Here is a 23988-nt window from a genome sequence, read left to right on the forward strand (position 1 = left end):
CACGTATGTGTCGTAACCGTCGTAACTGATGTAACGGACGTATGGGACCTGTGTGAACACTGTGGCCCCATGTCGGCCCGTGACATTGTGTGGATCCTGTCACGGCACGGCCGGTCACCTGGGAACCGCCTTGGGTGACCGTGTCAGTTGTGGCTAAAGTACTGTCGCGGCACTGTCGAGAAGTGCCACCCGCGCCCCAGATTCCCTCCGGGGGCCGAGAGGCGCGGGGACCGATGTCGAATTCTCATGGGGGCAAGTGGCCATGGCCGGTCAATTTAATGTGACGCACGAGGAGATGGTCGCGTTCAGCGGCCGTATCTCCCAGGTGAACGAGTCCATCCAGGGTGAGATCCAGCGACTGCAGACGGTGGTCGACTCGATCACCTCCGGCTGGAAGGGCCAGGCGGCCACTGCGTACAACAACCTGCAGAGCCAGGTGAACGAGGACGCCACCGCCCTCAACCGCGTGCTCAATGAGATCAAGGAAGCGATCGACTCGACGGCCTCGAACTACCAGACGTCCGAGGACGAGCAGGCCTCGTCGATCTCGCACGTCGCTTCGGGCGCCGAGGCCTCTCCCTTCGGATGAGCCTCACCGGCCGCTGATCCCGCACCGCCACAGGCAGCCGGCGGGCAGCGCGCCACCGTCGTAATCCTTCACCACCCTTCCGTCCAACATCCCCCGGGGGAGACATCATGTCCGGTCAGGTTCTGGTCAATTTCCAGACCATTTCCCAGGCGTCGCAGGACGTCAAGTCCACGGCCAGCAACGTCCGCCAGCAGCTCGACGACCTCGAGGCCGGCGTCAAGCGCATCGCTTCGACCTGGGAAGGTTCGGCCCAGGAGGGCTACCAGGCCAAGCAGCAGGAGTGGGACAAGCGCGCCGCGTCCCTGCACCAGACGCTCGAGTCGATCGCCCGAGCGCTCGACACGGCCGCCCAGAACTACCAGGCGACCGAGAGCCGGAACACCAGCGTCTGGTCGTAAGACGTCGTCGCGCGCGTGAGCGAGTGACGCGCGTGCAGCGATACGTGGCCGGGGGCGGCGGGTGCGAATGCATCTGCCGCCCCCGGTGGCATGTCCGGGGTCGGGGGATCGAGCCAGCCGGAATCTCGCGCCCAGGTCCAGCCACACCTCGTGCCGGGAGAAGAACTCATCGCGGTGTGCAAGGGCGGGCTTGCGCCGGGGGTTCCCGTGCAGCCGGTCTGGCTGCAGCGGCCACCCCAGGAATCGGAGCTGGAGCGCCGGATCAAGTCCCGCCTGCCCGCCCCAGTACAGAGGTTCTTGCAGCCGCCGGAACCGAAGCCGGTGAGCTGGGACGAACGAATGATGGAGGGGGCTGAGCGGGGGTTCGAGAACGCCGTCGCACGATCCGCCCACGGCAAGGGCATGCACGGTGGTTGGAAGAGTCAGGCAGGCCAGTTCCTTGTGGCGCACTACACCGCCCCGCTCGCGGTAACACTCCTGACAGCTTTCACGGACCGTCGCGTGCTTGTATTCGGGGACCGCGCCAAATTCTGGCAGCCGACTGAGAAGTTCGAACTGCGGTGGGAGGTCGCGCGGGCCGCCGTTCTGGGTGTTCGGGCGAACCCCAAAGGCGTTCTCCAGCGGGGTCGTTTCGAGCTGTTGTTCCCGGATGGTTCGTGGATCGCGTTGGTGGCGTCAGTGCCGACCCATGCGGAGCCATTCGCTGCGCTGGTCGGCTACTGAGAGGGAGAGCGGGTCTCCGGCGTCGGCCCTCCAGCTACGCGGACCGCGGGTGGTTCGCCCTCGCCGAAGAAGCGCGCGCCACGCATCGCGTGGTTGCCACGGCTGCTGCCGACCGCCCGGGAAAGCTGCCCGCCTGGGGAAGGCCGCCCACTTCGGGGTGGCCGCCCGCTCGGCGGCCGGCCACCCTGCTCAGCGCTTCACAGTGGCTGCCGGAGCGCTCGCCTCCTTGGCCAGCAGCTGGCCGAGGATTGGCGCGAGCACCACCACGAGGGCCGTCCAGACCCGCCAACCACCGTTCACCGGCACGAGCAACGCCCCCACCGCGGCGGCCGCGACCAGCAGACCGACCACGAGACCCACCGGCACCGTGCGCGGCCAGAAGCCGCCGAGTTCGAGGAGCCGGGTACAGCGACCGGTGTCGATCGGGACCGGTCCGCGTGGTCCGGAGGCGATACGGGCCGCCACCGCGCCGGGTACGCGGCCCGGCAACTGCCAGCCGTCGTCGGCGACGAAGTCCGCGGCGGCCTTGGCCTTGCCGTCGCCCCGCGGGTTCCACAGGAGCCAGCCCTGGGTCCCGGTGAGCAGGGGAACCGCGGCACTCAGCTTCGCCGAGACTGCCAGTGGGACGTCCTCGCCGGTATCGGTCCGAAACGTCAAGCAGGCGTAACGGCCGGCACTGTTCCCCTTCTTGTCCCGAGTGCCGACGTCACCGCCGTCGACCTCCTCGACGTACTCCGCCTGACCCGCCGCCACCGCCCGCAGCGCGACCCAGTCGTCACCTACGCGTCGTCCACCGCGCGGCCGCGACGCGACACCGGTACCCACGGCCACCGCCAGCACGGCCACGACCGCCCACCCGACCGCGATGGAGAGAGCGTTGCGGGACGGCAGGGCCTGCCCACTGAGTTGTCCCTCGACGGCTTGGACCGACACGGCGCCGACCGCGCCGAGACCGGGCTGCCCCGGAGCGTAGGCGACCTCGTAGGTGTCGCCCACCTCTCGTACACCCCTGCTGTTGTACGCGCGGAACGTCGCGGGAGTGGACCTGCCGCCGTCCGTCGAAGGCAAGTTGACGGTGTAGACGGCCATCGTCGAACTCCGCGGGCTGCTCCCTGCGGCATCCACATGAGTGACGGAGACGATCGGCAATTCCTCGATGACATGGTCGACGTCCGCGATGGCGGCGGCGCTGTCGGAACGCTCCGGCTGCGCGAAACCGAGGCAGACGGCGAGCACCGCCGTATTCACCACGGCGACCGCGACCGCCGTGACCCGGATCCAGACCCAACGCGTCCCGTGGACCGTCGCAGGAACCAGGACCGGGCCCGACACCGGCGGAGCACCCCGCTGTCCTTCACCCGGCCCCCGAGCCGACGCCAGCGCCAGCCCGTACGCCTCCGCACGTGACACCCGCCCACCGGACCGCACTTGCGCCGCGACAACCACCACACACCCGACGAGGACGGCAAGGCCCGCCCACGTAAGCGAGGTCCTGCCCGTCCCGGCCCCCATAAACAGCCAGCCACCCGCCATGACGACAAGCGCACCGACCCCACCGGGACAAACCCATCGCCCGATGCGAACCGCACCCGTACTCATTCGAACGTCCCCCAGTCACGACCTCACGACCTCACGGCCGCACGCTCTCACAACCTCACCCGAACATCGGCCCATCCCCCAACGCCGCAACCGCCGCCCCCACACAAATCGCCGCGAACGCCCACCGCGTCCGCCCGAAGCGCGCCAGCAGCACTCCGCACCCGCTCACCACACCACCCGCGAGGTAGAGCACCGTCCACGCCCCGGCCTCGCTGCCCTGGCCGAGGCGGACGCCCGTGAGGACGATGGCGACGAGGGCGACCAGCGCGGAGATGCCCCCGGACACCCGGCGCGCCTGCCGGGCCGCGCGCCGGCGGTCCACCACGAGCCGCTCGCGTCCCTGGCCCCGGAACCGCGCCTTCAGCGTCATGGGCGCCTTCAGCTGTTCATCGGATTCCGAGCCGTAAGTCATGTCCCGGAGCCTAAACGTCACCGAACTCGCTGTAGACGGACGCGACAGGTTCCCTACACTCCCTGCCCATGTCGACACCTCACGGCCACGCCCCCGCCCCCACCGCCCCGTCATACGTACTGGTCAGCGCGACACGGCCAAGGCGCTGCCGCTCGGCAATGTGTTGACGCCGGTGGGGCTGCTCGTGGGCTACCCGTGGGGCGCTCTCACTGTTCGGCGGAGTGCCGACCACCGTAGGCCTCGGTACGGACGATCCCAGCCCGGAGGGCCCGGCCCCGTACGATGATCGCCGGATTCGAACCGGCCGACGACCGGTGACACGACAACCGGCGACAGCGGTTCACAACGGGGGAGTTGTCCAACGCCCATGGCAGACATGGCCCACATCGACATCAACGCCGACCGCGTACGCGCCACGGCCCACGACACCGAGTCCCTGGCCCGCCAGACGGCCAAGCGCCTCGGCCACGCACTCGACACCAGCGACGAGGTGCCCGCCTCCCACCACGACCACGGCTGGCAGAGCCCGGCCGAGCTCAAGGCCTGCGCGCGCAAGTGGGAGGAACACATGGTGTCCCTCGCCAAGCGGATGGGCGAGCTGAGCGCGAAGTTGCGGGATTCCGCCGCCAGTTACGACCGCGCGGACGCCGAGGCCGAGTCCCGCCTGCGCACCGGCCTGGCCGACCTCACCGGCCACGGGAGGGCATGACCATGGTCGCGTACGAGGGTGTGGCAGGCGCCCAACCGAAGACCTGGGCCACCGCGGCCGACGAGTGGCACGCACTCGCCAAGCACGCCCTGGGCGCGGCGAAGGACCTGCGCGAGTACGGCGCCAAGCCGCTCGCCGACAACTGGACGGACGAGGTCGGCGCCAAAGCGGCCGCCGAGTTCGAGAAGCTCGCGAACCAGCTCGAGTCGGCGTACGACATCCTGCTCGCGGTGAACATGGTCGCCGACGGCATGACGACGACCATCGAGACCGCGCAGAGCACTCTGCACGCCGCGCTTGACCTCGCCGCGCGCCACGGCCTGGAGATCTCCGCCGACGGTACGATCACCGACCCCGGCGCGGAGTCCGAACAGCCGGAACAGCACAGGGCCGAGGTTCAGGACCTCATCGACCAGGCCGTCGAACAGGTCACTGCCGCCGACGAGTTGGCGTCGGCCGAGTTCGCCAAGCTGGCAGCCCAAACTGGTGTCACCGACCCCGACAAGGCGCTCGGCGACCTCCAGGAACACGCCTCCCACGTCCAGATGAAGATGCTCGCCGCCGACATCCCGGTCGGCGAGGACAAGGCGACGACCCGCCGCTGGTGGAACGGCCTCACGCCCGAACAGCGCAAGGACATGATGCTGGCCCAGCCCGTCGCCCTCGCGAACCTGGACGGCATCCCCGCCGACGTACAACAGCAACTGCGCGGCACCGACGGCAAGTTCGACCGCGTGAAGATGGTCGACTACGCCCTCGCCAACTGGAACAAGGCCGACCCCACCGACTTCGGCAACAACTGCGCCAACTTCGTCTCCAACGCCCTGGCGCACGCAGGCATGAAGGAGAAGACCAGCTTCTGGGGCCCCGCGGACGACGACACTTGGATGGCCGGCCCCCGTACCGGAATCGACGCGATCGACAAGCGCGTCTCCTACTCCGACAGTTGGGCCGCCGCCGAGAACCAGCAGAACTTCATGCTCGCGCACGGCGGTTCAGAGATCCCGCAGGCGGAGGCGAAGCCGGGCGACATCATCTACTACGAGCAGGCCGGCACGGGCGACACCGCGGAAAAGGGCAACACCCACCACGCGGCGATCGTCACCGCGGTGATGCCGGACGGCGAAATCAAGTACACCCAGCACAACAACGAGTACCAGAACGTCAGCCTGGAAGGCCGCCTCCCCTCGACAGAGAAGAATGAAGGCGACCAGAACCTGCGCATCGTCCGCCCATCCCCGGACTGGTACTGACACCGATGCCGAGGCCGCCCTGCACTCGGCGCCTGCCCCTGCTCGTACCGTTCCTGGTCGTGGCCTCGGCGGCCCTCGTGGCGACCCACTTCTCCTTCGAGGGCGACACGTACCAGCACTGCCGCTACTTGGGCCCGTCGACCCGCATGTACGTCACGGCGTGGGCCGCTCCGCTGTGCGGACTGGCGGCGGTGGGGGTGCTGTTGGCGCTACGCCGCGGAGCGCGCGGGCGAGAGCGACGACCGGGCGACACGCGGCCGGAACAGCTGGCCACGGCAACAGCATGCCTCGTCCCGTTCCTCCTGCTGCTCCAACTCGCCTACCTGTACTGGGTGTACGCACCGGACCCGGCGGGCGGGCAGGACTGTTCGGGGCTGATGGTGACCCGCGTCCTGCGTTGACACGCCCTCGGGTGATGAGGAACCGCCGCGTCCGGGCAACTATCCTTCGAACAACTGTCACAGGATGGACAGTTGTGCCACGGGGATGCAGGGGGAGCGCATGGCGATCGAGTTACCGGACGAGCTTGTCTGGGTCATGGACCTGATGGGCCTGAACTGGCCTCAAGTGAACGAGGATGCGGTCCACGAATTCGCCGGACACGTCCGCACCTTCGCGGGCGACATCGGCGCCTCGCAGGAGGATGCGTCCGCGACCATCCAGGCCATGGCGGCCTGCTACGAGGGGTCGTCGTACGACCGGCTCGCCGAGACATGGAGCCGGCTGGCAACCAGCCACATGACCGAGCTCATCCAGGGATGCGAGATGGCGGCGGTCGCCCTGGAGGTCGCGGCGGCCCTCATCGTCGCGGCCAAGATAGCCGTGATATCCCAACTCATCTTCATAGCCGCGCAGTTGGCTGTAGCCGCCGCGACGGCGATAGTCACCCTCGGGGCCGCCGCGGCAGCCGAGGCGGCACTGATCCAGGTCACCAAGAAGGTGGTGAACGAACTCCTCGAACGCGCCTTGGAGGAGATAATCGCGCACCTCGCGACCCAGGCCGTCGAACCGCTCGAGGACATCGTGGGGCGCGCGCTGAAGGGCCTGGTCCTGAAGGGCGTCGAGTCCGCGAGCGAAGCGATCGCCGGCCCCGCCGACGCGGGCGGCGGCACCGGCTTCTCCATCCACCCGGACGAACTACTCAAGCACGCAGACGACTTCAAGAAGCACTCCGAGGCCGTTGCCGGACATGCGGTCAAGTTCAGCAACGCGGCGTCAGGAGTGTCGTTCGGATGAGCCACCCGATAGCCAAGGCGCTCGAAGACGCCGCACAGCGAATGGGCAGGAAACTCAGCAAGGATGCCGCGAAGGCCGTCGGCGACATGTACAGCCAGGTCGGGGACGGAACCAAGAAGGTCGTCAAGAACATCCAGGACGCGGACGGCCAGCATGCCCACGAGCTCATCAACCTCGCGAACAAGGTCGCCAAGAACGGCGGCGAGACCGGCAAGGGCTCGCGACGCAGAATGCGCGAACAGGCCGCCGCGCGAGACGACTTCAATCAACGCACCGGGGGTCGGACCGAATACGATGCGGAACTCGTCCTCGACAGAAGCAAGTATCCCGAGTCCGCCCGACACATCGAGGATGCACAGAACGGCACCATCTGGCAGGGCGATCGCAAACGAACCGACATGCCTATGCCAGACGTTCTCACTATCGACAGGAATGGCGCGGACGACAATCGGGCCGATTCACTGCGCGGGATACCGACGGACAGCCCGCGAGACCGGGACGAGTACCCGCCAGCGATGTACCAGGAGGGCGGGACGGGCGCCAGTGTCCGGTACATCGCGGCAAAGGACAACCAAGGATCGGGGTCGGCCATGGGAAGCGCGGTACGCGGCTTACCAGACGGCACCAGAGTCAAGATCACGGTGCGCTGAGAGAGAACGGGAGGGGGAGTCGACGCATGAGGCACCGGACTGCCCCCGTTCCAGAGGCCAAAGGAGAGGATGACCTTATGAACTCTGCCGAGAAACTGATCTCACACGCCCGTGAGGGGCATTTCCAGGAGGCATTGCCACAACTGCTCGAGGTCGCTCGTCGGCCTGGTGGTGCACGGGGGCCGGTCTGGGAAGCGGCTGCGGCGTCGATCCAGATCCTGCAATGGTCGGACCGCATGGTTGAAGCTGCGGATCTGGCCGAGTCGTTGATCCGGACGGACGGCCCGAGTGGTGGTGAGTTGTGCGACCAGAGTATGCCGTTCGACGAGGCACTCTTGGCCGCACCAGCGCCCTCTTCCACGGCCATTGCGGAGCGGCTCACTGCGGTGGCCGAGACAGTACCGACCGGACGTATTCTGCGGCGGCGATTGTCGTGGCTTGCCCAACAGTTGACGCAACGTCCTCTGGTCGAACTGATCCCCGGCTTCGAGCCTTGGGGCGCGCCGCTTCCTCCCTCAGGTGCCCAGCACGACTCACCACTCGTGGAAAGCTCCTACGAGACGCTCACCACCGACGAGCAGCGCGTTGTGTGGCAGTCGCTCATGTCCGCCAATGACTTCCCGCATGCACACGATCTAGTCGCGCAGGGGCACTCCCCTCGCCAGTACGCCGAGTGCGTCTGGATGGCAGGATGGTACTCAGTTCAGGGAGACGTCGAGCTTGGCGAAGTCATGTTGCTGGCGGCGCACAGCGTATGGCACCCGTACATGAAATGGGACGCTCTCCCCACGGACCCCGTCCTTCAACCAACGCTCCGCCTGGTCGTCAGTGACCGGGTACGAGAGCACTATCTGACACGGCCGATCGGCCCGGAAGCGAAGTGATCAGGAATGTCCGACGGAGCAACGCCCGACGGCGTAGCGTCCGAGAGCCCTCTGGAACAGCTCCTGAGCCGCGCCCGCGGCCCCATGGGCCCAGCCATCGACCTCGACTTCGGCTGGGAAACCGGCCCCCTCGCCGAACTCGGCACGGTCATCTCCAGCATGAATGGCTTTTTCCTCTTCAACGCTGGCGTCCAGGTGTTCCGCGCGGGTGACGAGGGCCTCGGCCCCGACCTCCTTTCCTGGAACAGCGAAGACCTCTGGAAAGACACTTACGACGATCTCGCCGACGACATCTTCTGTTTCGGCCAGGACATCTTCGGTACGCAATTCGGCATCATCGACGGCGCGAAGGTGGTCACCCTCAACCCGGAATCCGCAGAGCTGACCGAACTCGGAACCAGCCTCGACGACTGGGCCCAGTGGCTCCTCGACGACCCCGACGTCAACGGCACGGCGAGCTTCGCCTACGCCTACCAGAAGGCGAACGGCGCGCTGGATCCGGCCGAGCGCCTGATCCCCCGCCGCTTCTTCGTCGCGGGCGGCGGCTACGAATTCGACAACTTCAAGGCCGTGGATTCGGCGGCGGCGATGCGGATCCGGGGCCCGATCGCGCAGCAGGTGTTCGATCTGCCGGATGGGGCGGTGCTGCGGCTGCCAAGCCCGAATCCCTTCGGGTGACCGGGTGACCGGGTGACCGGGTGAGCCGAGGTGTCCCGTTCGCGGTTCGCAGGGTTCCCCCAGTCGTTCGGCTTGACGAAGAGCATGGCGTTGGTCGTGGGAGAGATGACGACTCCGCCGTACGGAAAATCCCCGGTCGCCCAGCCGCCCTCGTCGAACCCCTGCCGACCACCGTGGACTAACCTGCACCGCAGGCGGCAGTCCCACTGGTGCTCTCCACTCGCCCGGGCCCGACGTGAGTTTGCGAAGTGTCGCACGCTTTGCTCCATAAGAGATGCTGCGGAAATGGGGGAGAAGGATGGCAGTTGGGACGGAAATTGATACTCCTGGTGCGCTCAATCGCGCCGGGAGTGGTGCCCGTGAGATCGCGGGGGAAGCCCGAACCGTAGGCGCGCATCCGGTAGACGAGACGCACTCGGCTTCGCGGAACTTCGACGCAGGTAAATGGGAGGGCGGGCTGGGTAAGGCTCTGACCGACCTGGCGGAGACTTGGTCGGCTCAGGTTTCGACACTTGTAGCCGACTGCAACAGTCTCGCGGGCCGGTGTACGGAGTCCGGCACGTTGTACCAGCGAACCGAAGCCACGAACACTGCCATCATGACCTCCCCGCCGAGCGAGCCTTCGCCGTTCGGATGAGTGAGAAAGCGACTGTAGGGCGGCGTTTTCACTCCGCCCCAAGAAGAATTCAGATTCTACGGGGGATGCGCCGAGTCCATGCCGACATACGAGCAGCTGTACCACCTCAACCTCGGCAGTCTCAAAGCAGCGGCTGAACGCTGGGAGGAGACCGCTGTCAAGTTTAAGGGACTGCATACTGCGTACGGGGACCAGGTGTCCTCTCCGTTTCGGCAGGCCGGTTGGTCCCAGCCCATGGTGATGGCGGCGAAGGCCGGTAACGATGTACGCGCTGCCCAGCAGCAGTTCGAGCACGCACACGCAGAGGCGAAGGCATCGCTGGGGTTTTCCTTTCGCTGCATGCCGAACTGAAGAAGGCCAAGGACGACCTTCATCGTCTGGCTGATGTCGAAGCCAAAGAGCGGAACCTCTACGTAAACGCCACGGGCGTCGTTACTCCTCGCGATGACCTGTCCCAAGACACGGATGCTCGCCACGACCCGGACGGCCAAGCCGTGATTCGCGAACAGCAGGAAGCCTGTGAGGCTTTCGCTTCCAGCATCAATCGCGTTCTGCAGGGTGCCGCCGAGGCCGACGAGATCGCCTGCTGGGCACTGCGGCGCGACCTTGGAAGCAGCCGAAGTGGCTTCAACGACAATGTCGTCACCTCTCTCGACGACGCCGGGGCCACGCGTGCGGCCGAGCAGAAGAAGAGTGCCCATCCGAAGAAGGACGTTTGGGTCGCTGACGGCGACACCGACACCTCTGGGCTCGACGTCGACGCCTCAGCCAAGGGGCCCGGCACAGGTGCGGGCAAGCTCGCTGAGGCTGAGGCCCACGCCGATCTCGGCCGCGCCAGCGCGGAGGGCTCACTCACCAACGGCTCCATGAAACTCGAAGGAGCGGCCGAAGCCTACGTAGGTGCCAAGGCCTCCGCGGGTGGAGGAATCACGCACGAGGGCATCAAGGGGGACGCCGGCGCCTTCGTTGGCGGCGAATCCTCCGCCAACGGCCGGGCGGGCGGGCGCCGGTCCTGTCGGGGTGTATGGGAGAGCGGAGGCGAAGGCAGGTGCCGAGGTCGGCGTCAGCGTCGGGGTCGGTCTCGATGGCGTGCATGCCGGCGGGGAAGCCTTCGCAGGAGCGAAGGCCGGTGTCGCGGGCGGCGCGGACCTTGGAGGCATCGGGGCCGGGGCGACAGCGGAGGGCTGGGCAGGCATCGGGGCTGAAGCTGATGCGACCCTGGGCAAGGGCGAAGACGGCAAGTGGCATATCGGTACCAAGGTGGGAGCCGCGGTCGGATTCGGTGGCGAAGTCGGCTTCGAGGCCACCATTGACCCGGGGAAGATCGCCGACACCGCGAACGATGCGGCGGATGCCGTGGGTGATATGGCCGGGGCGATCGGCGATGCCGTCGGCAGCCTGCTCTGATGAACACTCCCGCCGAGCCTCTGAAGCAGGCAAGCAGGCACACCGTCCTAGCGAGGAGGGCCCACGATGGCCACGACCCTGCCCGTACCGATCGAGTTCGACCTGCCTGACGGATGGCACGCCGCTCCACCGGATGACGTCGGTGCACCGGACGCCGCTTTCGTCGCGCTGTATCCGCACCCGGACAGCGGATTCACCGCGAACATCACGATCGATGGCGAATACCGCCCGGACGAGTCGACGCTGTCCGGGATCGCCCATGAGTCCGTGGAGCATCTGAGTCAGGCTGCTACGACCGTCGTGGTTACCGGAGAACGTGAACTGGGTTCTGGGGAGGCACCAGGCTTCACGCAGACCTTGGCCGTCTCCGCCAACGTCGGCGGAGTCCCCCGCGATCTCGTCCAATCCCAGGTGTACCTGGCCATGCTGGATGTTGACGATCCGCGTAAGCGGGCGGTGGTCCGCTTGGTGTTGACGGCTACAGCGTCACAACACCCCGATGTCCTCGCACACTTCCGGGACTTCGTGCGTACCGTTCGTCCGGACTCCGCTGCCACTTCGTGGACGGACCGCGAAAGCAGCTGATCTCGCACCGCCAATCCGATTCCTCAAAGGTTGACTTCACGGGACTCTTCGACAAGCTGACCGGAACCAAGCGCCCTGCCGAGGGAGTGGCTCCACGATCCGCCACTGAGGTGCACGAGGCTCTGCTCGGCCTGAACCGTCCCGACGTCCCGTATGTCATCCGGAACGGCCGTGATGAGGGGGCAGATCTGGTCGCCGAATGGCGCATCACGGAACCGGCCTGGCAGACCTTCTTCGTGCGCACCGAGGTGAGCCGAATCTTCCAGGTGCGCATGCGGTTGGCTCCGGAGAAGTGTGAGGTGCGTTCCCTCGACCAGCAGTACGAGGTTACGTGGGCCGGCGGTGTCCCTACGCTGGCGATCTCGGCCGAGAGCCAGCGTGGCCAAGTGCAGACGACTTCGAAGCGGTGGACGCTGGGCAGGGGCGAGGACGGTGGCCTCGAGGCGACGGAGACGTTCAGTTTTGACACTTCCGACTTGAAGGAACCTCTGCAGAAGATTGTGCTGGCCGCGGGGTGGACCTGGCGGGGAGTCGTTACGGGCAAACTGTGAGACGGGCGAGATCGTTTCTGGAGGTCCGGCTCGATACGGGGTACCGAGCGCTTATGCCATGACCAGGAACGACGACTGGGAGCCTGCTGCGCGACGGCGCAGGCGACGCCGTCGGGGGCCACGCCCCTGCTAACCCTTTGCCCCGCACCGCTGACGTCCGAGCCAATCAACGATTCGACCAAAGTGGACACTTGATGGCCCTCACCTTCACTCGCCACCGCCGCGGAAAGCACTATGAGCTGCGCCCTCGCGGCTCCGACCCTGTCTACGTACGTCGTGGCGCTCCGGATGGCTGGCCCCTCCCTGCCGGATGCAAGCCGCGCTTCACCCTCGCCACGGATTCAGCCGGTGCAGCACCACTTGCCGTTGTCGTCGGGGGAGATGGCGGTCGTTTCACCGTATTGGCGCCGAACCACGAGCAGTTGGCGGAGCTGATTTTGCCGGTTCAAAGCCCGCGAAAGCGGCCTCGACCCGCGGGTGGCGTATGCGCAGGCGGTGGCGAAGTACTGGGAGCGTTGAGTCGCGGACTGGTGGGTCCGAGGCTGCCCGAGTACCCCTAGGAAAACCTCGGTTCGGGCCACTTGCCGTTGGCCAGCCGGGCCCGCCTGGCCAAGTCCGCACGCTCCGGCTCCATTTCTCGACGCCGGGGCTCCAACTTGTCCCAGTCATCCGGCTTGATGAAGAGCATGGCGTTGGTCGTAGGGGAGACGACGACTCCGCCGTACGGGAGGTCACCGGCCACCCAGCCGCCCTCGTCGAACCCTGCCGGCCACCGCGGGCTCCCCGCGGCATTGACCCCACGCATCAGTGGAGCTCCGTGCTGCCCCCGAATCGATACACGTAGCGTGAACACAGTCCCGTAGGCCTTTCCCCTTATTTCCTTCTTGGCGACCCGCGAGTAGTGAGTGAGCGGATAGTGACGCAAAACCCGCTTGCAGGCGAAGTATCTGGTCGCAAACCTCACGCGGAGCACGGTGAAGGTCAGAACAAATAGTCCGGGAACGATCGGCAGTACGGTGAACGCGGAATCTGGCACCACGCCCAGTTTGATGCAGACGACCGGTCCGAGCATCAGAGCCACGATCAAGCACAGGCGGAATGCGACAAACTTCGCGAGGGCGCGGAAGTTGTGCGACAGCACCTGCTCCACGTTGGGTGTTGCGGGGACCGTGGCGGGCCGTGAAATATCGTTGCTCATGATGAGTGGTGTTTCCCCTCTACGCTCGGGCCGCCCGGGTGGCTTGACCTTTCCTGACCTCCATGAGGTTCTCGCCGTCGGGGAGGGCCAGCACTCCTGGGCCCCAACTGTCCCCCGCGTGCCACGCGCCGTTTTCCATGGCCTCGGGCCACCGACGCTTGCGCGGCACCCCGCTGGCCGACATGAGGTGACTCCACTCGTTCCGCGCCCCTTCGGCCCCGATCCGCAGCCGGACGGGCACTCCGCTCGCGTCCGTGACCTGGTGCTGCTTGCGGACGGCGGAGACGAGACGCCACGGGCGCCGCTCGAGCACTCGCCGTATGCGCTTCAGGGACCGGAGGGAGAGTACGTAGAGGTACAGCTGGCACAGGTAAACGAGGAAGGGTACTGCCCCGACCAGGCCGAGCAGGGTGCCGCCGTCCCCTCCCCAGCGCGCTTCGAAGCGGACCTCGGACAGGCTGATCACTCCGAAACCGTCGAGCAGGCTCAGCACGATGAACGAACCCGACCAGAAGGCCGTCCAGAGCGTGAGGCGCACCCTTACCTTGCGTCTGGTTCTCGTCCAGGCGGAGCGGGTGTCGGGATCGTCGAAAGCGTATTTCGACAAGGGGGGTTGCGCCGCGAGTTGTGCCTGCTGAGTCTCGTCGGTGGCCGCACCGCGCATGATTCGCTCTCCTGGATGCTCGACCGCATGGGGCCAGGGGCGGAGCAGTCTGAGCGAACGCCCCCTGGATTACATGTCAACGCGACGTCTCAACGCCGCTTCGGAACCCTATCCATACAGATCGGACCCAGCAGGCCCCCGGTAGACCGATATCCCGTACCTACTCACCACTTCGACAGCACAGGAGCCGTACCCGTTCCATGAAACACGCCGCAGTCATGAGCGCCATCGCAGCCGCGCAGGCCAAGGACATGAGCCCTCGCGTCGCCGCCCTTCTCCCGCCGGGAACTCCTGTCACAGGGCCCTTCACCATCAACCGCCTGAATTGGTGGCGGGAAAGGGAGCCCGTGGCTCCGGCCGACCGGCGTCCGGAAGTGTTCAGTGATGGCGACGACTCCGTCGGCACCGGGCAGAAGGCCAAGGTCGTGGCCTCGACATTGTTCTGGGGAGATGAGAACGCTGCGAAGACCGGCCCCAAGAACATCTGTGACGATCCGGGCAAGCGCGAGAAGTACAAGCGCCGCAAGCGCGGCTTCTGGGGAGGCTGGGACAGCCTGGCCGGACAGCTGGAAGCCGCGATTCAGCCCCGCTCCCGCTGGTGGTACGTGTACTCGTTCCTCGTCCTGACCCCCGATGGACTGCAGGTCTTTTACGCGCCCAGCGCCGTGATGCCTCCGTCCGGCATCGAAGATGAAGGCGTCGAGGCCGGCTGGCACTGCCCCCGTTCTCAACTGGCGTGGATCCGTCACCAAAAGAAGGCCGAGCTTTTCGAGTTCGGCTTCGCCGACGGGTCCTGGGCCACCCTCAATCTCCCCGACCACGAAGCGTTCACCACTCAGGTGTCGGGCATCCTCCCGGTCGGCGCGACCAGGCCGTAGTCGTCGCCCGCGATGTCGGTTTGTTCGTTGCGTACGGACGGCCGTGGACGTGGTGAAGGGGCAGGCCGTCCCCGTGGCTTCTCTCCCGTAGGCGTGGGGCGGTGTGCCCGATGGGGTACGCGCTTTCTTCTGTTTCTGCCATAGGCGAGTAAAGATCGAACCAGATGCGCATCTCTGTGTGGGGCCGGAAGTCCCCCCTCCGATAATCTGCCCGGCAGTGTCCGATCGCGGTAACGACGGGAAACGGGGGAGGTGCACGGGGATGGACTTCCAGATCGACACCGATCGCATGAAAACGTTGATCGGCAGGCTGGACCAGGTGGACGACCGCATGCGCGACGCCCAGCAGCGGCTCAACAAAGTGGGCCCGAAGGGCCTCGGTACGGACGGCCTGGATGAGGCATGTGACGACTTCCAGGATGACTGGGGCGACGGCATCAAGCGGATCGCCGACGCCGCCAAGACGCTGCACGAGGGGCTGCAGAAGACCCTCGATGCCTACCTGACGACCGATCAGGACATCCAGAAGGGCTTCAGCCAGTAGAAGCTGCGGCCGCCGCGGCGCCGACACCCCGCGCTGGAGCAACCGGCACAACCGGAGCAGCACACGTACACGTAACGGGGAGAGGACGATGGGGATATTCGACGATCCCGGCTGGCCCGGTCTGAAATTCAATCCAGCCAAGGGCGATCTGCACACGATCGAGTCGCTGGCGTACGACGTCAAGACGGTCGGCGACGAGCTCGACGAGTTGCGCGAAATGCTCACGAGCATCGGGAAAACCGACGGTGTGTGGGACGGCGAGGCAGCCAAGAAGTTCCAGGGCAAAGTCGGCGAACTGCCCAAGTATCTTCGACAGGGCCATGAGTCGATGAATGCCTGCTCCAGGGCGCTGCGCGGCTGGCACGACGAGCTGCAGACGCTGCAGCGGCAGGCCAAGAGCCTCGACGACCGTGCGGTCGACGCCCGCAGGCTGCTCGATCAGAAGAACGCCGACGTCGACCGGGTCAACAGCAAGATCGACAGCGTACGGTTCCAGCAGATCAGCGAGGAGCAGGCCAAGACGTTGTCGGAGGAGGCCGATTCCGCGTCGAATGCGGCCCAGCACGCGGCGAACGAGCTCAAGATCCTTATCCAGGACGGCGAGGCGCTGCGTGATTACTGGGAGGAGCAGGCCGGCAAAGCGGAGCAGGCCATACGTGAAGCCTCGGAGAACCGGCCACCGGACATCAGTGTCTGGAACAAGATCTCGGACGGCCTGAAGGGTGCCTGGGACGGCTTCACGGACTTTCTCGCCGACCACGCGGACCTGTTCTCCAAGATCGGATCCGTGCTGTCCATCTTGTCCTTGGCGACCATGGCCATCCCGCCCGTGGGGGCGGTGTTCGGGGCACTGGCCATCGGTGCCAGCGCGGTCGCTCTGGCCGGCTACGCGGCCAAGACGGCACGCGGCGACAAGGTCGGAGTGATGGACTGGGTCGGTGCGGGTCTTGGTGTGCTGCCCGGTGTCGGAGCGGTCAAGGGGCTGACGGCGGGAGCGAAGGCGGCCAAGGCAGCGGCGACGGGCGAGCGACTCGCGGGTGTCTTCTCGCACGCCGATGAGGTGGCGACCTCGGTCAATGTGGCCAGGGGGATGGCCAGTGGCGTGATGTACAAGGGCCTGGCTCGGGCGGGTAAGGGGCTGGGGCTCGGCGAGGAAGCCTTGGACGTCGGCAGTGGGCTGATGCGTGGAACGATGGGCGGCATCAAGGGCGTCGGCCTGGTGCACGGCCTTGTGTCGGGCGGATCGAGTACCCAGTCGGCGAGCGCACCGTCCAGCAACGCGTTCATGTCGGCGGCGGGGGCGGCGTAACCCATGGACACGATGGATGAACCCGGCAGCGGTGTGACCCTCGCCTCGGAGGCTGCTCCTGAGCGTCTGAACTTCCGTGTGCCGCCGGCCTTCTTCGAGCTCCCTGTCCACGAGCCCCCAGAACTGGTGGGTGAAGAGCTGATCGAGCTGGCCCAGGACATTTACCCGGAGGGGAACGCCCAACTCTGGTTCCAGTACGCGGCGGCTCAACTACCGGTGGTCGCCGAGATGGTGGAGGCCGGGGTCGGCTATGCGGGCTTCTGCCTGCTTGACCTCGACGGGCGCCACAGTACGGCGACGGTGACCGCCACTCTGCTGGAGTCGGTGCCGAACGGCCGAAGGATGACCGCCTCGAGTGTCGCGGCGGAACTCTCCGGGACGTCCGGGTCGTCCGGTTCATCCGGTTTGGGGGAGCAGGCTCGGGTCGAGACGGTGTGGCTCGAGGCGGGGGAGGCGGCTGTCAGGTTCACCTCGGAGATCATGACGCTTCCTGCGGAGATCACCGACTCCGGTCGGCCCGAAGAGGTGGAGATCGGGAAGATCGCCGTGTACCTCCCTCTTCGCCGGCACGCGGAGATGGCTCTCTTCGAACTCAGCACACCGTGCATGCAGGACTGGGAGCTGTACTCAGAGCTCTTCTTCACCATCGTGAACACCCTTGAAGTGGCGGAGGATCCGGCATCGGCCGATGCCGAGGCTCAGGCCGGTGGCCTGCCCCTGCCCCAGCAGCCGGATGATCCTGATCAGCGGACGAGCGTGGCTTCCGGCCCGCTGACGCAGGCGACGCAGCCGACCGGGCCCGCGCATGCGGCAGAGGGCGTCGAGGAGTCTCCCCCTCCGAAGCCCGTCCGGGACGTGTTCGGATGAGCGCACGGCGCCCGCCGGAAACCAGCACTGCTCTTCCGGCGGAAGCCCTTGGACTGTTGCAGGTGAGGGCTGTTCACCTGGCGGAGGTGCCGGGCCTGGTCGAGGTGGCGCGGGCCATTGGTACCGACAGGGGCGTCGACTATCTGTCCGACCGCGAGGTCGCCGCGATGCTCCATCGCCATCGGTGGCTGTTGGGCCGGATGAACTCACGCGGGGCATGGGGAGGCTTGCTGCTCACACCAGGAGCGGTCGGCGCGTGGTTCCTGATCGACACCACCGATTGGGGAACCCTCGACCCGGTGGTCGGCCTGATCCTCTGCTCGCCCGTGGTGCTACTGCTCGCAGCCGGCGTGTACTTGCTGTCACGAGCGTTCTGGTTCCGTCATGTATGGGTACGCGGCGGGACCCGCGCTCAGGTCAACGGATATCTTCAGATCCTGTCGACATCAGGGCTCGCGCTCCATCAACTGCCCGCGTGGCTCAAGCCGCCCACCGGAAAGAGCTGGCGATGACCTGCGACCTCGAACCCATTCCCGCCGACCACTTGGGCAAGGAAACGTGAGTACCGAATTCAGCGTTCGCTATCCGACTGCACAAGAAAGGGCAGCGGCCAACTCCCAACGCCTCATCAAGGTGCGAGGTGGGAACGCGATCCACGTCCAGGGTGAGTTTCCGAAAAAGGAAGCGGCAGACGGGCGGAGTCCGAGTTTCACCCTCTTTGCGGACCAGGCAGGGAGTGGGCCCTTGTGCTCGGTGGGCAGGCGAACGGCCGGTCCGAATTCGGGTGCCGACCTGGTTGTGACAGGTCCTGACGGGGTCGAGCTGGGCGTGCTGCGACTGCCGGCCCCGGGTGGTGGCGGGCGCCCCCGGTACGAGATGGAACTGCCGGACGGCGCAAGCCTGGTCGGCCGTCGCGGAACAGTCAGTGCGTGGATTCTGTACCTGCTGCTCTCGCCGCTGCTGCTGATCTACAACGTGGCGGGCCTCGTCGGCGGGTACGGTCGCCCCGATTGGCATCTGCCATCTCGGACGGCGTGGCGCACCAAGGGGGGCCTCGGACTGGGCCTCGCCCCCTTGAAGTTCTACGGGATGTCCGACAAGTACAAGGTCCGGACCGCCCGTTTGGACATGCGGGTCGTCTATGCGCAGGCCGTGCTGCACGAATGGGACGGCTGAGGCCGGCAGAGAGCCGCTCGGCGCACCCGGGTTCTCCGCAGAACCCGGAGAACCCGGCCCATGCCTCGCCCTCTCTGCTGCGCTCCGCTACCTACTGGTAGTCAAGGCGTGCCTCGCGTTGCGGCCGGGGCCGCTGGCATCAGAGAGGGTGATCTGCCTTCCCTGTCGAGCTGCGGCACCGGCCCCTCCAGGTAGTTCACGGTCTGGCCGGCTCCAGGGAACGACCCGGCCGCGAACGGAACGACGTATACGTGGATGTGTTCGCGCTCGGAGGCCGTAGCGGTCGGCGAACTCACGGCATCCGCCTGCCAGTTCACTCCGGAATCCGACATCTACGTATCCCTGCGCTACCGGGACAACGCCCTCCGGGTCACCGTCTACGACGGCCACCCGCCCCACACCAACCGCTACCTTGCCGCAGCGTGCGACACCCGCCGCCGCGCGGCGTTCCGCCTGCTCGTCCGGCTTGTCCGCGAGTGTGGCGGCGGCTGGGGGTACCGGCCCGCGTGGGAGCCCGGAGGTGGTAAGCGGGCGTGGGTAGCGCTGCCCAGGGCGGGAGCGGCGGCGTACGGGAGTTGAACGGTGGGGGCAGGGTGCCGGCGTCCCGGCTGTTGACAGCCTCGGAAGCTGCCGCCTCGACAGTGAAGTGCCACGTATGGTGCGCGCCGCGGCCGCGCTCAATTCGAGGCGCCACTGTGGCCCGTCAGAATGGAACGGGCTGCCTCGAAATCCACTCGAATCAAGGGGAGAGGTATGACCCCGCGCTCACTGTCAGCAGGAAGACGACAGCGGTAACTGCCCCTCCTCGGTACACCAACCGCCGGTTGTCTCGCCGCCATCCCAGGAAAATGACATAGACACCGGCATGCATGCCGACGAAGTTGAGCACTGCCAGCCCAAGGTTCTTCCCGCTGACGAATGACATGATCAGCCACACCCACGGGAAGATTGTGGCCCCGCCCAACGCGATCATCCTGGCTACGCCACGGTTGTGCAGGCGAAGCTCGTCGACGGCAGATGGCCGGTCAAGGTCGGGAAGTTCAGGATTCATGTGCGGCTCCGGGGTGACGCACCTGACGGGCGATGCGGCACGTGGGACGTCATGGGCAAGTCTCCGATCGGTCCGTAGCGCCCTACCTGCCGCATGGTCGGGGGCGGGAGAGCGGCGTGGATCCAGATGGGTGAGAGAGCTGTCGATGCGACAGGTGACCCGCTCGCTGAAAAGTAGCGGATGGTCTGAGCTTTTCCGGCAGTGGGCTCTCCGCTGGAACTCTTTTGATGGAAGCGCGAGTTGAGCCGCTCACCCAGTTCGACCGCAGCCTCCGTGGGGAGTGGCCTGTGTCGACTCGGTCGGCGAGGTCGGGAGTGTGAGGTGATTATGTGGCTTATGTTCCATAGGTCAACACGCCTGCCGTGGCTGTCGCGGAGTTGTGACGGGCAGCACCGAGCGGGGTGTGGGTGCCGTTCGATAAGCTATAGGCAGGCTTGTGGCAGGGGACCGGACTTATCGCCCCCAACGGGAAGAACGGGACTAGCAGGATGAACGGGGAGGGCCAAGCGCATGGCCGGTGACGGGTACAAGGTCGATCTGAGTGCGCTCGACCAGGTCATTAGGAAGCTGAACGGGATTATTGGCGACCTAGGCAAGGCGAACGCGGACACGAAGAGCAACACGTACCTACCGCCAGGCGCATTGGGTACGAGCGTTGCCGGGCAGTGCACGACGAGCGGGAACACGTCGGGCGGCCGGTTCGAAGAGGCGGAAGCGCTGACTTCCGCTCATGCCGAGATGAAGGACTACCTCGAGTCTGTCGTTGCTCACCTGGAATCGGTGATGGACGACTTCGGCACTAAGACGAAGAAGGCGCACGGGGCGTATCAGGACGCTGAGGCGGACACCTCGAACGCGATGCATGGGGCAAACCAGGTGTCGACTTCGTCTTCGTCCTCGTCGTCGGGGATCGGTGCGGGCTCGTCTGCGGGGTCGATGTCGGGTGTGTAGCGACATCAAAGACAGCAGCGGGCACGTAGGACACGAAGCGAGAGACGAAGGGGGCCTGGGACGCGATGAGTGACCAGGGCGCGGACTACACGTATCAGGCGCCGACGCAGTGCTACGTCGGTGACAACACCACGGACTTCAAGAACCTGGACATGGACACCATGAAGTCCATGGTCCAGAACGCCAACCCTGAGAATGTGCACCGTGCTGCCAGGGGCTGGAAGGGTGTCCACGACCAGCTTGTCGCGGCCAAGGAGGCCTACGAGCACGCTGTCTCCGAGGTGATGGAGCACTGGGAGGGCCCGTCGGCCGATCAGTTCCAGGCGCGGTCGAAGGTGATCTCAAAGAAGATCCATGACACGTCCACGTATGCGACGCAGGTCTCCACTGCGATGACGAGTGCGGCGAATGTGCTCGGGGACATCCAGAAGCAAGTCGTGGCTATGCAGAAGCCGTCCGCGGGCGAGAGCAGGTCCGACCGTCTCACGGATATCAACCGCGATGAGGACGGCCTCAACCGGGACCTCGCCGACAAGAACGTCACTGCGCAGCAGATTGCTGATGGTCGCGAAGGCGACATGTCGGCGGGGCGCGAAGCGCAGATGGCCATGGCTGTGAAGATGGAGGAGCTGGGGGCGGCTTACAACTCGCAGACTAAGTCGATGGGGTCGTGGACGAAGAAGACGAGGCCCAAGGACGACTCGGAGGACTATCCGGGTGAGCCCGGTGGGATTGCACCTGTTCCGGTCCCTGCGGGTTCTGTCGCCAGCCCCTCCAGCAGAACTGGTACTGGCAATCTCAGCCGCTCCAATGCCTCGGGCTCGCCGGTCAAGGGTATGAAGTCGCCGACTGCCAGCGGCATCAGTGGGGGTATCGGCTCGCAGAAGCCGACGGCCGGTTCGCAGATCGGTGCCGGCAACCTCAGCTTCAACGGCGGCTCGGGAGCCGGAACCGGTGGTATCGGCACGGGAGCCGGTGCTGGTGCTGGTGGTATTGGCGGTGGCATGGCTGGTTCTGGAGCCGGTTCTGGAGCGGGCGGTGCCGGTACTGCGGGGATCGGCGGCGGGCTCGGTGCTGGCGCAGGCCTCGGCGCGGGTGGCGCAGGTCGTGGCGGCGCAGGCGCCATGGGGCGCGGCGGTCTCGGTGGCGGTGCAGGTTCTGGAGCTGCCGGCAAGGAGGCTGCGAAGGGCCTGAAGGGCAACTCACTCGCCCGAACTAAGGGCGGCGAGATCGGCAAGTCCGTCGTCAAGCCGGGCTCCGGTCAGCAGGGCGGTTCCGCCCTGCGCCAGAAGCCGAAGACGGCGACCGGCGGTGCAGGGCAGAACGCCGGACGCAATGGTCCTGCTGGGCACGGTGCACAGACAGGCAAGGGCAAGGACAAGAAGGGTCGCGACAACTCTCGTCCGGACTATCTGGTCGAGGACGAGGAGACCTGGGCAAACAGTCGCACTGTTAACCCCAAGGTCGTGGAATAGTCAGGCCTACTGGTTAAGTATGCGGTGAAGACAAGACGGGGCCCGCAGCCTTCGGGCTGTGGGCCCCGCCCTGCGAGGGAAGGTGTACGGCATGAGCTTCACGCGAGCGCTGCGCGCGGTGGGCGCTGCAGCAGCGGCGGGAGCGCTGCTTTTCGCGGCCGCGCCGACGGCGTCAGCGGACCAGGTAAGGGACGATCAGTGGCCCCTGTCGGCGTTCTCGGCCGACAAGATCTGGGATGTGGCGACCGGAAAGGGCGTCACGGTCGCCGTCGTTGACAACGGATTCAAAACAGACCATGCCGATCTCACCGGTCAGTTCCTCAAGGGCAAAGACTTCGTCGACGGGGATGCATCGGTCGAACCGGACACCAGTGGAGAAAATCCGGGGCATGGCACGGCGATGTCCGGAATCATCGCTGGGCACGGCCATGGTGCCGGTAATGAGAGTGGTGTGAAGGGGCTGGCCCCTGATGCCAAGATCCTCCCCATCCGCGATGACGGAAGCTCTGGTCCAGGGTTTTCTGGGACAGCAATTCGTTACGCAGTTGACCATGGCGCCGATGTCATCAATATCTCTCAGGGCGTCGGAGACGCAGAAGACAGTGGCAGCAAGGGCGTCCTAGCGGAGCGGGAGGCGATCAAGTACGCCGTGGAGCGTGGTGTACCTGTTGTCACAGCGTCTGGCAACAACGGCGTGGCAGTCGACAGTTCGTCCGATAGTTTTCCTGCAGTCGAACCCGGTGTGGTGACCGTGGGTGCAGTGGACTCTGGGGGCAAGATCTGGAGCAAGTCCGACTACGGACCTCAACTCATGTTGGCTGCACCTGGTGTGAAGAACGTTGTTGCTGGCCTCGATTCTGACGGTTACAACCTTGGCAATGGAACCTCCGACTCCAGTGCCTACACCTCAGCCGCACTGGCCCTCCTCAAGCAGAAGTTCCCCGACCTCTCCGCAGGCCAGCTCGTCAACCGCCTGGCCAAGACCGCTGGCCTCCCCGCCTCCGCGAAGGGCACGTCGCTCCCCGACGAGCACTACGGCTACGGCTTCATTCAGCCCTTGGCCGCCCTCACCAAGAACATCCCGGCCGGCCCCAAGAACGGCCCGCTGAAGGTCGACGAGCTGAACGCCGCCATCGCCAAGGCCGAGGGCGGCAGCGCCTCGGCTCCCTCGTCTTCCACTGCGCCGGAGGCAGCTTCCGACTCCTCGGATTCCAGTGGGATGAGCACCGGTCTGATCGTCGGCATCGCCGTCGGCGTCATCGTCGTCCTGGCGGTCGTCGCCATCGTGATCGTGCGCAGCCGTAAGAACAACGGTGGCGGCCCGCCCCCGCCCCCCGGTGGTGGCTGGGGCGGCGGTGGCGGCCAGGCGCCCTACCCTGGACAGCAGCCGCAGCCGCAGCCGCAGCCGCAGCCGCAGCCGCAGCCGCAGCCGCAGCCGCAGCCGAACCCGTACCAGCAACAGGCGCCCCCCGCGCCGGGATCGTACCCGCAGGCTCCCTCGCAACCGCCGTACGGTCAGCAGTAGTTACCGCTCAGCGGGAGTCATCCGCGCCCCACGTCCGTC

General features: G+C 66.3%; 30 protein-coding genes. 24 read left to right on the forward strand and 6 right to left on the reverse strand.

Features of this window, described 5'->3' with window-relative positions:
• Nucleotides 1-262: 262 nt before the first annotated feature.
• From ACIRHA_RS29250 to ACIRHA_RS29260, 3 genes are all read left to right on the forward strand, one after another.
• Nucleotides 263-589, forward strand: a complete 327-nt coding sequence (locus tag ACIRHA_RS29250) for a WXG100 family type VII secretion target (RefSeq protein WP_403851945.1) — start codon at nucleotides 263-265, stop codon at nucleotides 587-589.
• Nucleotides 590-696: 107 nt separating this feature from the next.
• A complete protein-coding gene (locus ACIRHA_RS29255) occupies nucleotides 697-987 on the forward strand; it encodes a WXG100 family type VII secretion target (RefSeq protein WP_403851947.1) in 291 nt (96 codons plus the stop codon).
• A gap of 150 nt (nucleotides 988-1137) precedes the next feature.
• Nucleotides 1138-1710, forward strand: coding sequence for a hypothetical protein (locus ACIRHA_RS29260; protein WP_403851950.1), 573 nt, complete (start codon nucleotides 1138-1140; stop codon nucleotides 1708-1710).
• 189 nt (nucleotides 1711-1899) lie between these two features.
• On the opposite strand, the gene ACIRHA_RS29265 is transcribed toward ACIRHA_RS29260, so the two are convergent.
• Nucleotides 1900-3042, reverse strand: coding sequence for a hypothetical protein (locus tag ACIRHA_RS29265; RefSeq protein WP_403851953.1), 1143 nt, complete (start codon nucleotides 3040-3042; stop codon nucleotides 1900-1902).
• Between the two features lie 322 nt (nucleotides 3043-3364).
• A complete protein-coding gene (locus ACIRHA_RS29270; protein ID WP_403851956.1) occupies nucleotides 3365-3721 on the reverse strand; it encodes a hypothetical protein in 357 nt (118 codons plus the stop codon).
• 367 nt (nucleotides 3722-4088) lie between these two features.
• On the opposite strand from ACIRHA_RS29270, the gene ACIRHA_RS29275 reads away from it, so the two are divergent.
• The 8 genes from ACIRHA_RS29275 (at nucleotide 4089) to ACIRHA_RS29310 (ending at nucleotide 9768) form a co-directional block, all read left to right on the forward strand.
• Nucleotides 4089-4430: a type VII secretion target gene (locus ACIRHA_RS29275; RefSeq protein ID WP_403851959.1), complete on the forward strand. Its 342-nt coding sequence runs from the start codon at nucleotides 4089-4091 to the stop codon at nucleotides 4428-4430.
• On the forward strand, nucleotides 4427-5683 hold the full coding sequence (locus tag ACIRHA_RS29280; RefSeq protein WP_403851962.1) for an amidase domain-containing protein: 1257 nt from the start codon (nucleotides 4427-4429) through the stop codon (nucleotides 5681-5683). The genes ACIRHA_RS29275 and ACIRHA_RS29280 overlap by 4 nt, the downstream gene beginning before the upstream one ends.
• 59 nt (nucleotides 5684-5742) lie before the next feature.
• Complete coding sequence (locus tag ACIRHA_RS29285) at nucleotides 5743-6084, forward strand: hypothetical protein (RefSeq protein WP_403851965.1); 342 nt, start codon at nucleotides 5743-5745, stop codon at nucleotides 6082-6084.
• A gap of 100 nt (nucleotides 6085-6184) precedes the next feature.
• Complete coding sequence (locus ACIRHA_RS29290) at nucleotides 6185-6919, forward strand: hypothetical protein (protein ID WP_403851968.1); 735 nt, start codon at nucleotides 6185-6187, stop codon at nucleotides 6917-6919.
• Nucleotides 6916-7569, forward strand: a complete 654-nt coding sequence (locus tag ACIRHA_RS29295; protein ID WP_403851971.1) for a hypothetical protein — start codon at nucleotides 6916-6918, stop codon at nucleotides 7567-7569. The genes ACIRHA_RS29290 and ACIRHA_RS29295 overlap by 4 nt, the downstream gene beginning before the upstream one ends.
• 77 nt (nucleotides 7570-7646) lie before the next feature.
• The gene (locus ACIRHA_RS29300) at nucleotides 7647-8453 is read left to right on the forward strand and encodes a hypothetical protein (protein ID WP_403851974.1); all 807 of its coding nucleotides are present in this window, start codon (nucleotides 7647-7649) and stop codon (nucleotides 8451-8453) included.
• Nucleotides 8454-8459: 6 nt separating this feature from the next.
• A complete protein-coding gene (locus ACIRHA_RS29305) occupies nucleotides 8460-9131 on the forward strand; it encodes an SMI1/KNR4 family protein (RefSeq protein ID WP_403851977.1) in 672 nt (223 codons plus the stop codon).
• Between the two features lie 298 nt (nucleotides 9132-9429).
• Nucleotides 9430-9768, forward strand: a complete 339-nt coding sequence (locus tag ACIRHA_RS29310; protein WP_403851980.1) for a type VII secretion target — start codon at nucleotides 9430-9432, stop codon at nucleotides 9766-9768.
• A gap of 56 nt (nucleotides 9769-9824) precedes the next feature.
• Here the strand turns inward: ACIRHA_RS29310 and ACIRHA_RS29315 are convergent, their stop codons facing one another.
• Nucleotides 9825-10469, reverse strand: a complete 645-nt coding sequence (locus ACIRHA_RS29315; protein ID WP_403851984.1) for a hypothetical protein — start codon at nucleotides 10467-10469, stop codon at nucleotides 9825-9827.
• A 319-nt stretch (nucleotides 10470-10788) separates the two neighbouring features.
• Between ACIRHA_RS29315 and ACIRHA_RS29320 the strand changes: the two genes are divergently transcribed.
• From ACIRHA_RS29320 to ACIRHA_RS29330, 3 genes are all read left to right on the forward strand, one after another.
• Nucleotides 10789-11175 (forward strand): hypothetical protein, encoded by a 387-nt coding sequence (locus ACIRHA_RS29320; protein WP_403851987.1) that lies wholly within the window; start codon nucleotides 10789-10791, stop codon nucleotides 11173-11175.
• A 66-nt stretch (nucleotides 11176-11241) separates the two neighbouring features.
• Nucleotides 11242-11760, forward strand: a complete 519-nt coding sequence (locus tag ACIRHA_RS29325) for a hypothetical protein (RefSeq protein WP_403851990.1) — start codon at nucleotides 11242-11244, stop codon at nucleotides 11758-11760.
• Nucleotides 11760-12311 carry a hypothetical protein gene (locus tag ACIRHA_RS29330; RefSeq protein WP_403852163.1) on the forward strand — a complete coding sequence of 184 codons (552 nt, stop codon included), beginning with the start codon at nucleotides 11760-11762 and terminating at the stop codon, nucleotides 12309-12311. Before ACIRHA_RS29325 ends, ACIRHA_RS29330 begins: the two co-directional genes overlap by 1 nt.
• Nucleotides 12312-12867: 556 nt before the next feature.
• Here ACIRHA_RS29330 and ACIRHA_RS29335 read toward each other — a convergent pair.
• Together ACIRHA_RS29335 and ACIRHA_RS29340 are read right to left on the reverse strand one after the other, a co-directional pair.
• On the reverse strand, nucleotides 12868-13509 hold the full coding sequence (locus ACIRHA_RS29335; RefSeq protein ID WP_403851993.1) for a hypothetical protein: 642 nt from the start codon (nucleotides 13507-13509) through the stop codon (nucleotides 12868-12870).
• Nucleotides 13510-13528: 19 nt separating this feature from the next.
• Nucleotides 13529-14173 (reverse strand): hypothetical protein, encoded by a 645-nt coding sequence (locus ACIRHA_RS29340; RefSeq protein WP_403851996.1) that lies wholly within the window; start codon nucleotides 14171-14173, stop codon nucleotides 13529-13531.
• A gap of 218 nt (nucleotides 14174-14391) precedes the next feature.
• On the opposite strand from ACIRHA_RS29340, the gene ACIRHA_RS29345 reads away from it, so the two are divergent.
• From ACIRHA_RS29345 to ACIRHA_RS29375, 7 genes are all read left to right on the forward strand, one after another.
• Complete coding sequence (locus tag ACIRHA_RS29345; protein ID WP_403851999.1) at nucleotides 14392-15051, forward strand: hypothetical protein; 660 nt, start codon at nucleotides 14392-14394, stop codon at nucleotides 15049-15051.
• 262 nt (nucleotides 15052-15313) lie between these two features.
• On the forward strand, nucleotides 15314-15595 hold the full coding sequence (locus ACIRHA_RS29350) for a WXG100 family type VII secretion target (protein ID WP_403852002.1): 282 nt from the start codon (nucleotides 15314-15316) through the stop codon (nucleotides 15593-15595).
• 88 nt (nucleotides 15596-15683) lie between these two features.
• The gene (locus ACIRHA_RS29355) at nucleotides 15684-16904 is read left to right on the forward strand and encodes a putative T7SS-secreted protein (protein WP_403852005.1); all 1221 of its coding nucleotides are present in this window, start codon (nucleotides 15684-15686) and stop codon (nucleotides 16902-16904) included.
• Between the two features lie 3 nt (nucleotides 16905-16907).
• Entirely contained in the window at nucleotides 16908-17771 is an 864-nt protein-coding gene (locus ACIRHA_RS29360; protein ID WP_403852008.1) for a hypothetical protein, read from the forward strand.
• Nucleotides 17768-18283, forward strand: a complete 516-nt coding sequence (locus ACIRHA_RS29365; RefSeq protein WP_403852011.1) for a hypothetical protein — start codon at nucleotides 17768-17770, stop codon at nucleotides 18281-18283. The genes ACIRHA_RS29360 and ACIRHA_RS29365 overlap by 4 nt, the downstream gene beginning before the upstream one ends.
• 286 nt (nucleotides 18284-18569) lie before the next feature.
• Nucleotides 18570-18947, forward strand: coding sequence for a hypothetical protein (locus ACIRHA_RS29370; RefSeq protein ID WP_403852014.1), 378 nt, complete (start codon nucleotides 18570-18572; stop codon nucleotides 18945-18947).
• 255 nt (nucleotides 18948-19202) lie between these two features.
• Complete coding sequence (locus ACIRHA_RS29375; RefSeq protein WP_403852017.1) at nucleotides 19203-19526, forward strand: hypothetical protein; 324 nt, start codon at nucleotides 19203-19205, stop codon at nucleotides 19524-19526.
• A 160-nt stretch (nucleotides 19527-19686) separates the two neighbouring features.
• Here the strand turns inward: ACIRHA_RS29375 and ACIRHA_RS29380 are convergent, their stop codons facing one another.
• On the reverse strand, nucleotides 19687-19998 hold the full coding sequence (locus ACIRHA_RS29380) for a hypothetical protein (RefSeq protein WP_403852020.1): 312 nt from the start codon (nucleotides 19996-19998) through the stop codon (nucleotides 19687-19689).
• 510 nt (nucleotides 19999-20508) lie between these two features.
• Between ACIRHA_RS29380 and ACIRHA_RS29385 the strand changes: the two genes are divergently transcribed.
• From ACIRHA_RS29385 to ACIRHA_RS29395, 3 genes are all read left to right on the forward strand, one after another.
• The gene (locus tag ACIRHA_RS29385) at nucleotides 20509-20949 is read left to right on the forward strand and encodes a hypothetical protein (protein WP_403852022.1); all 441 of its coding nucleotides are present in this window, start codon (nucleotides 20509-20511) and stop codon (nucleotides 20947-20949) included.
• A gap of 65 nt (nucleotides 20950-21014) precedes the next feature.
• Entirely contained in the window at nucleotides 21015-22424 is a 1410-nt protein-coding gene (locus tag ACIRHA_RS29390; RefSeq protein ID WP_403852025.1) for a WXG100 family type VII secretion target, read from the forward strand.
• 91 nt (nucleotides 22425-22515) lie between these two features.
• Nucleotides 22516-23949 (forward strand): S8 family serine peptidase, encoded by a 1434-nt coding sequence (locus ACIRHA_RS29395; RefSeq protein WP_403852028.1) that lies wholly within the window; start codon nucleotides 22516-22518, stop codon nucleotides 23947-23949.
• Nucleotides 23950-23988: the final 39 nt, after the last annotated feature.

The organism is Streptomyces sp. NPDC102360, from assembly GCF_044766085.1.
Classification (GTDB): Bacteria; Actinomycetota; Actinomycetes; order Streptomycetales; family Streptomycetaceae; genus Streptomyces.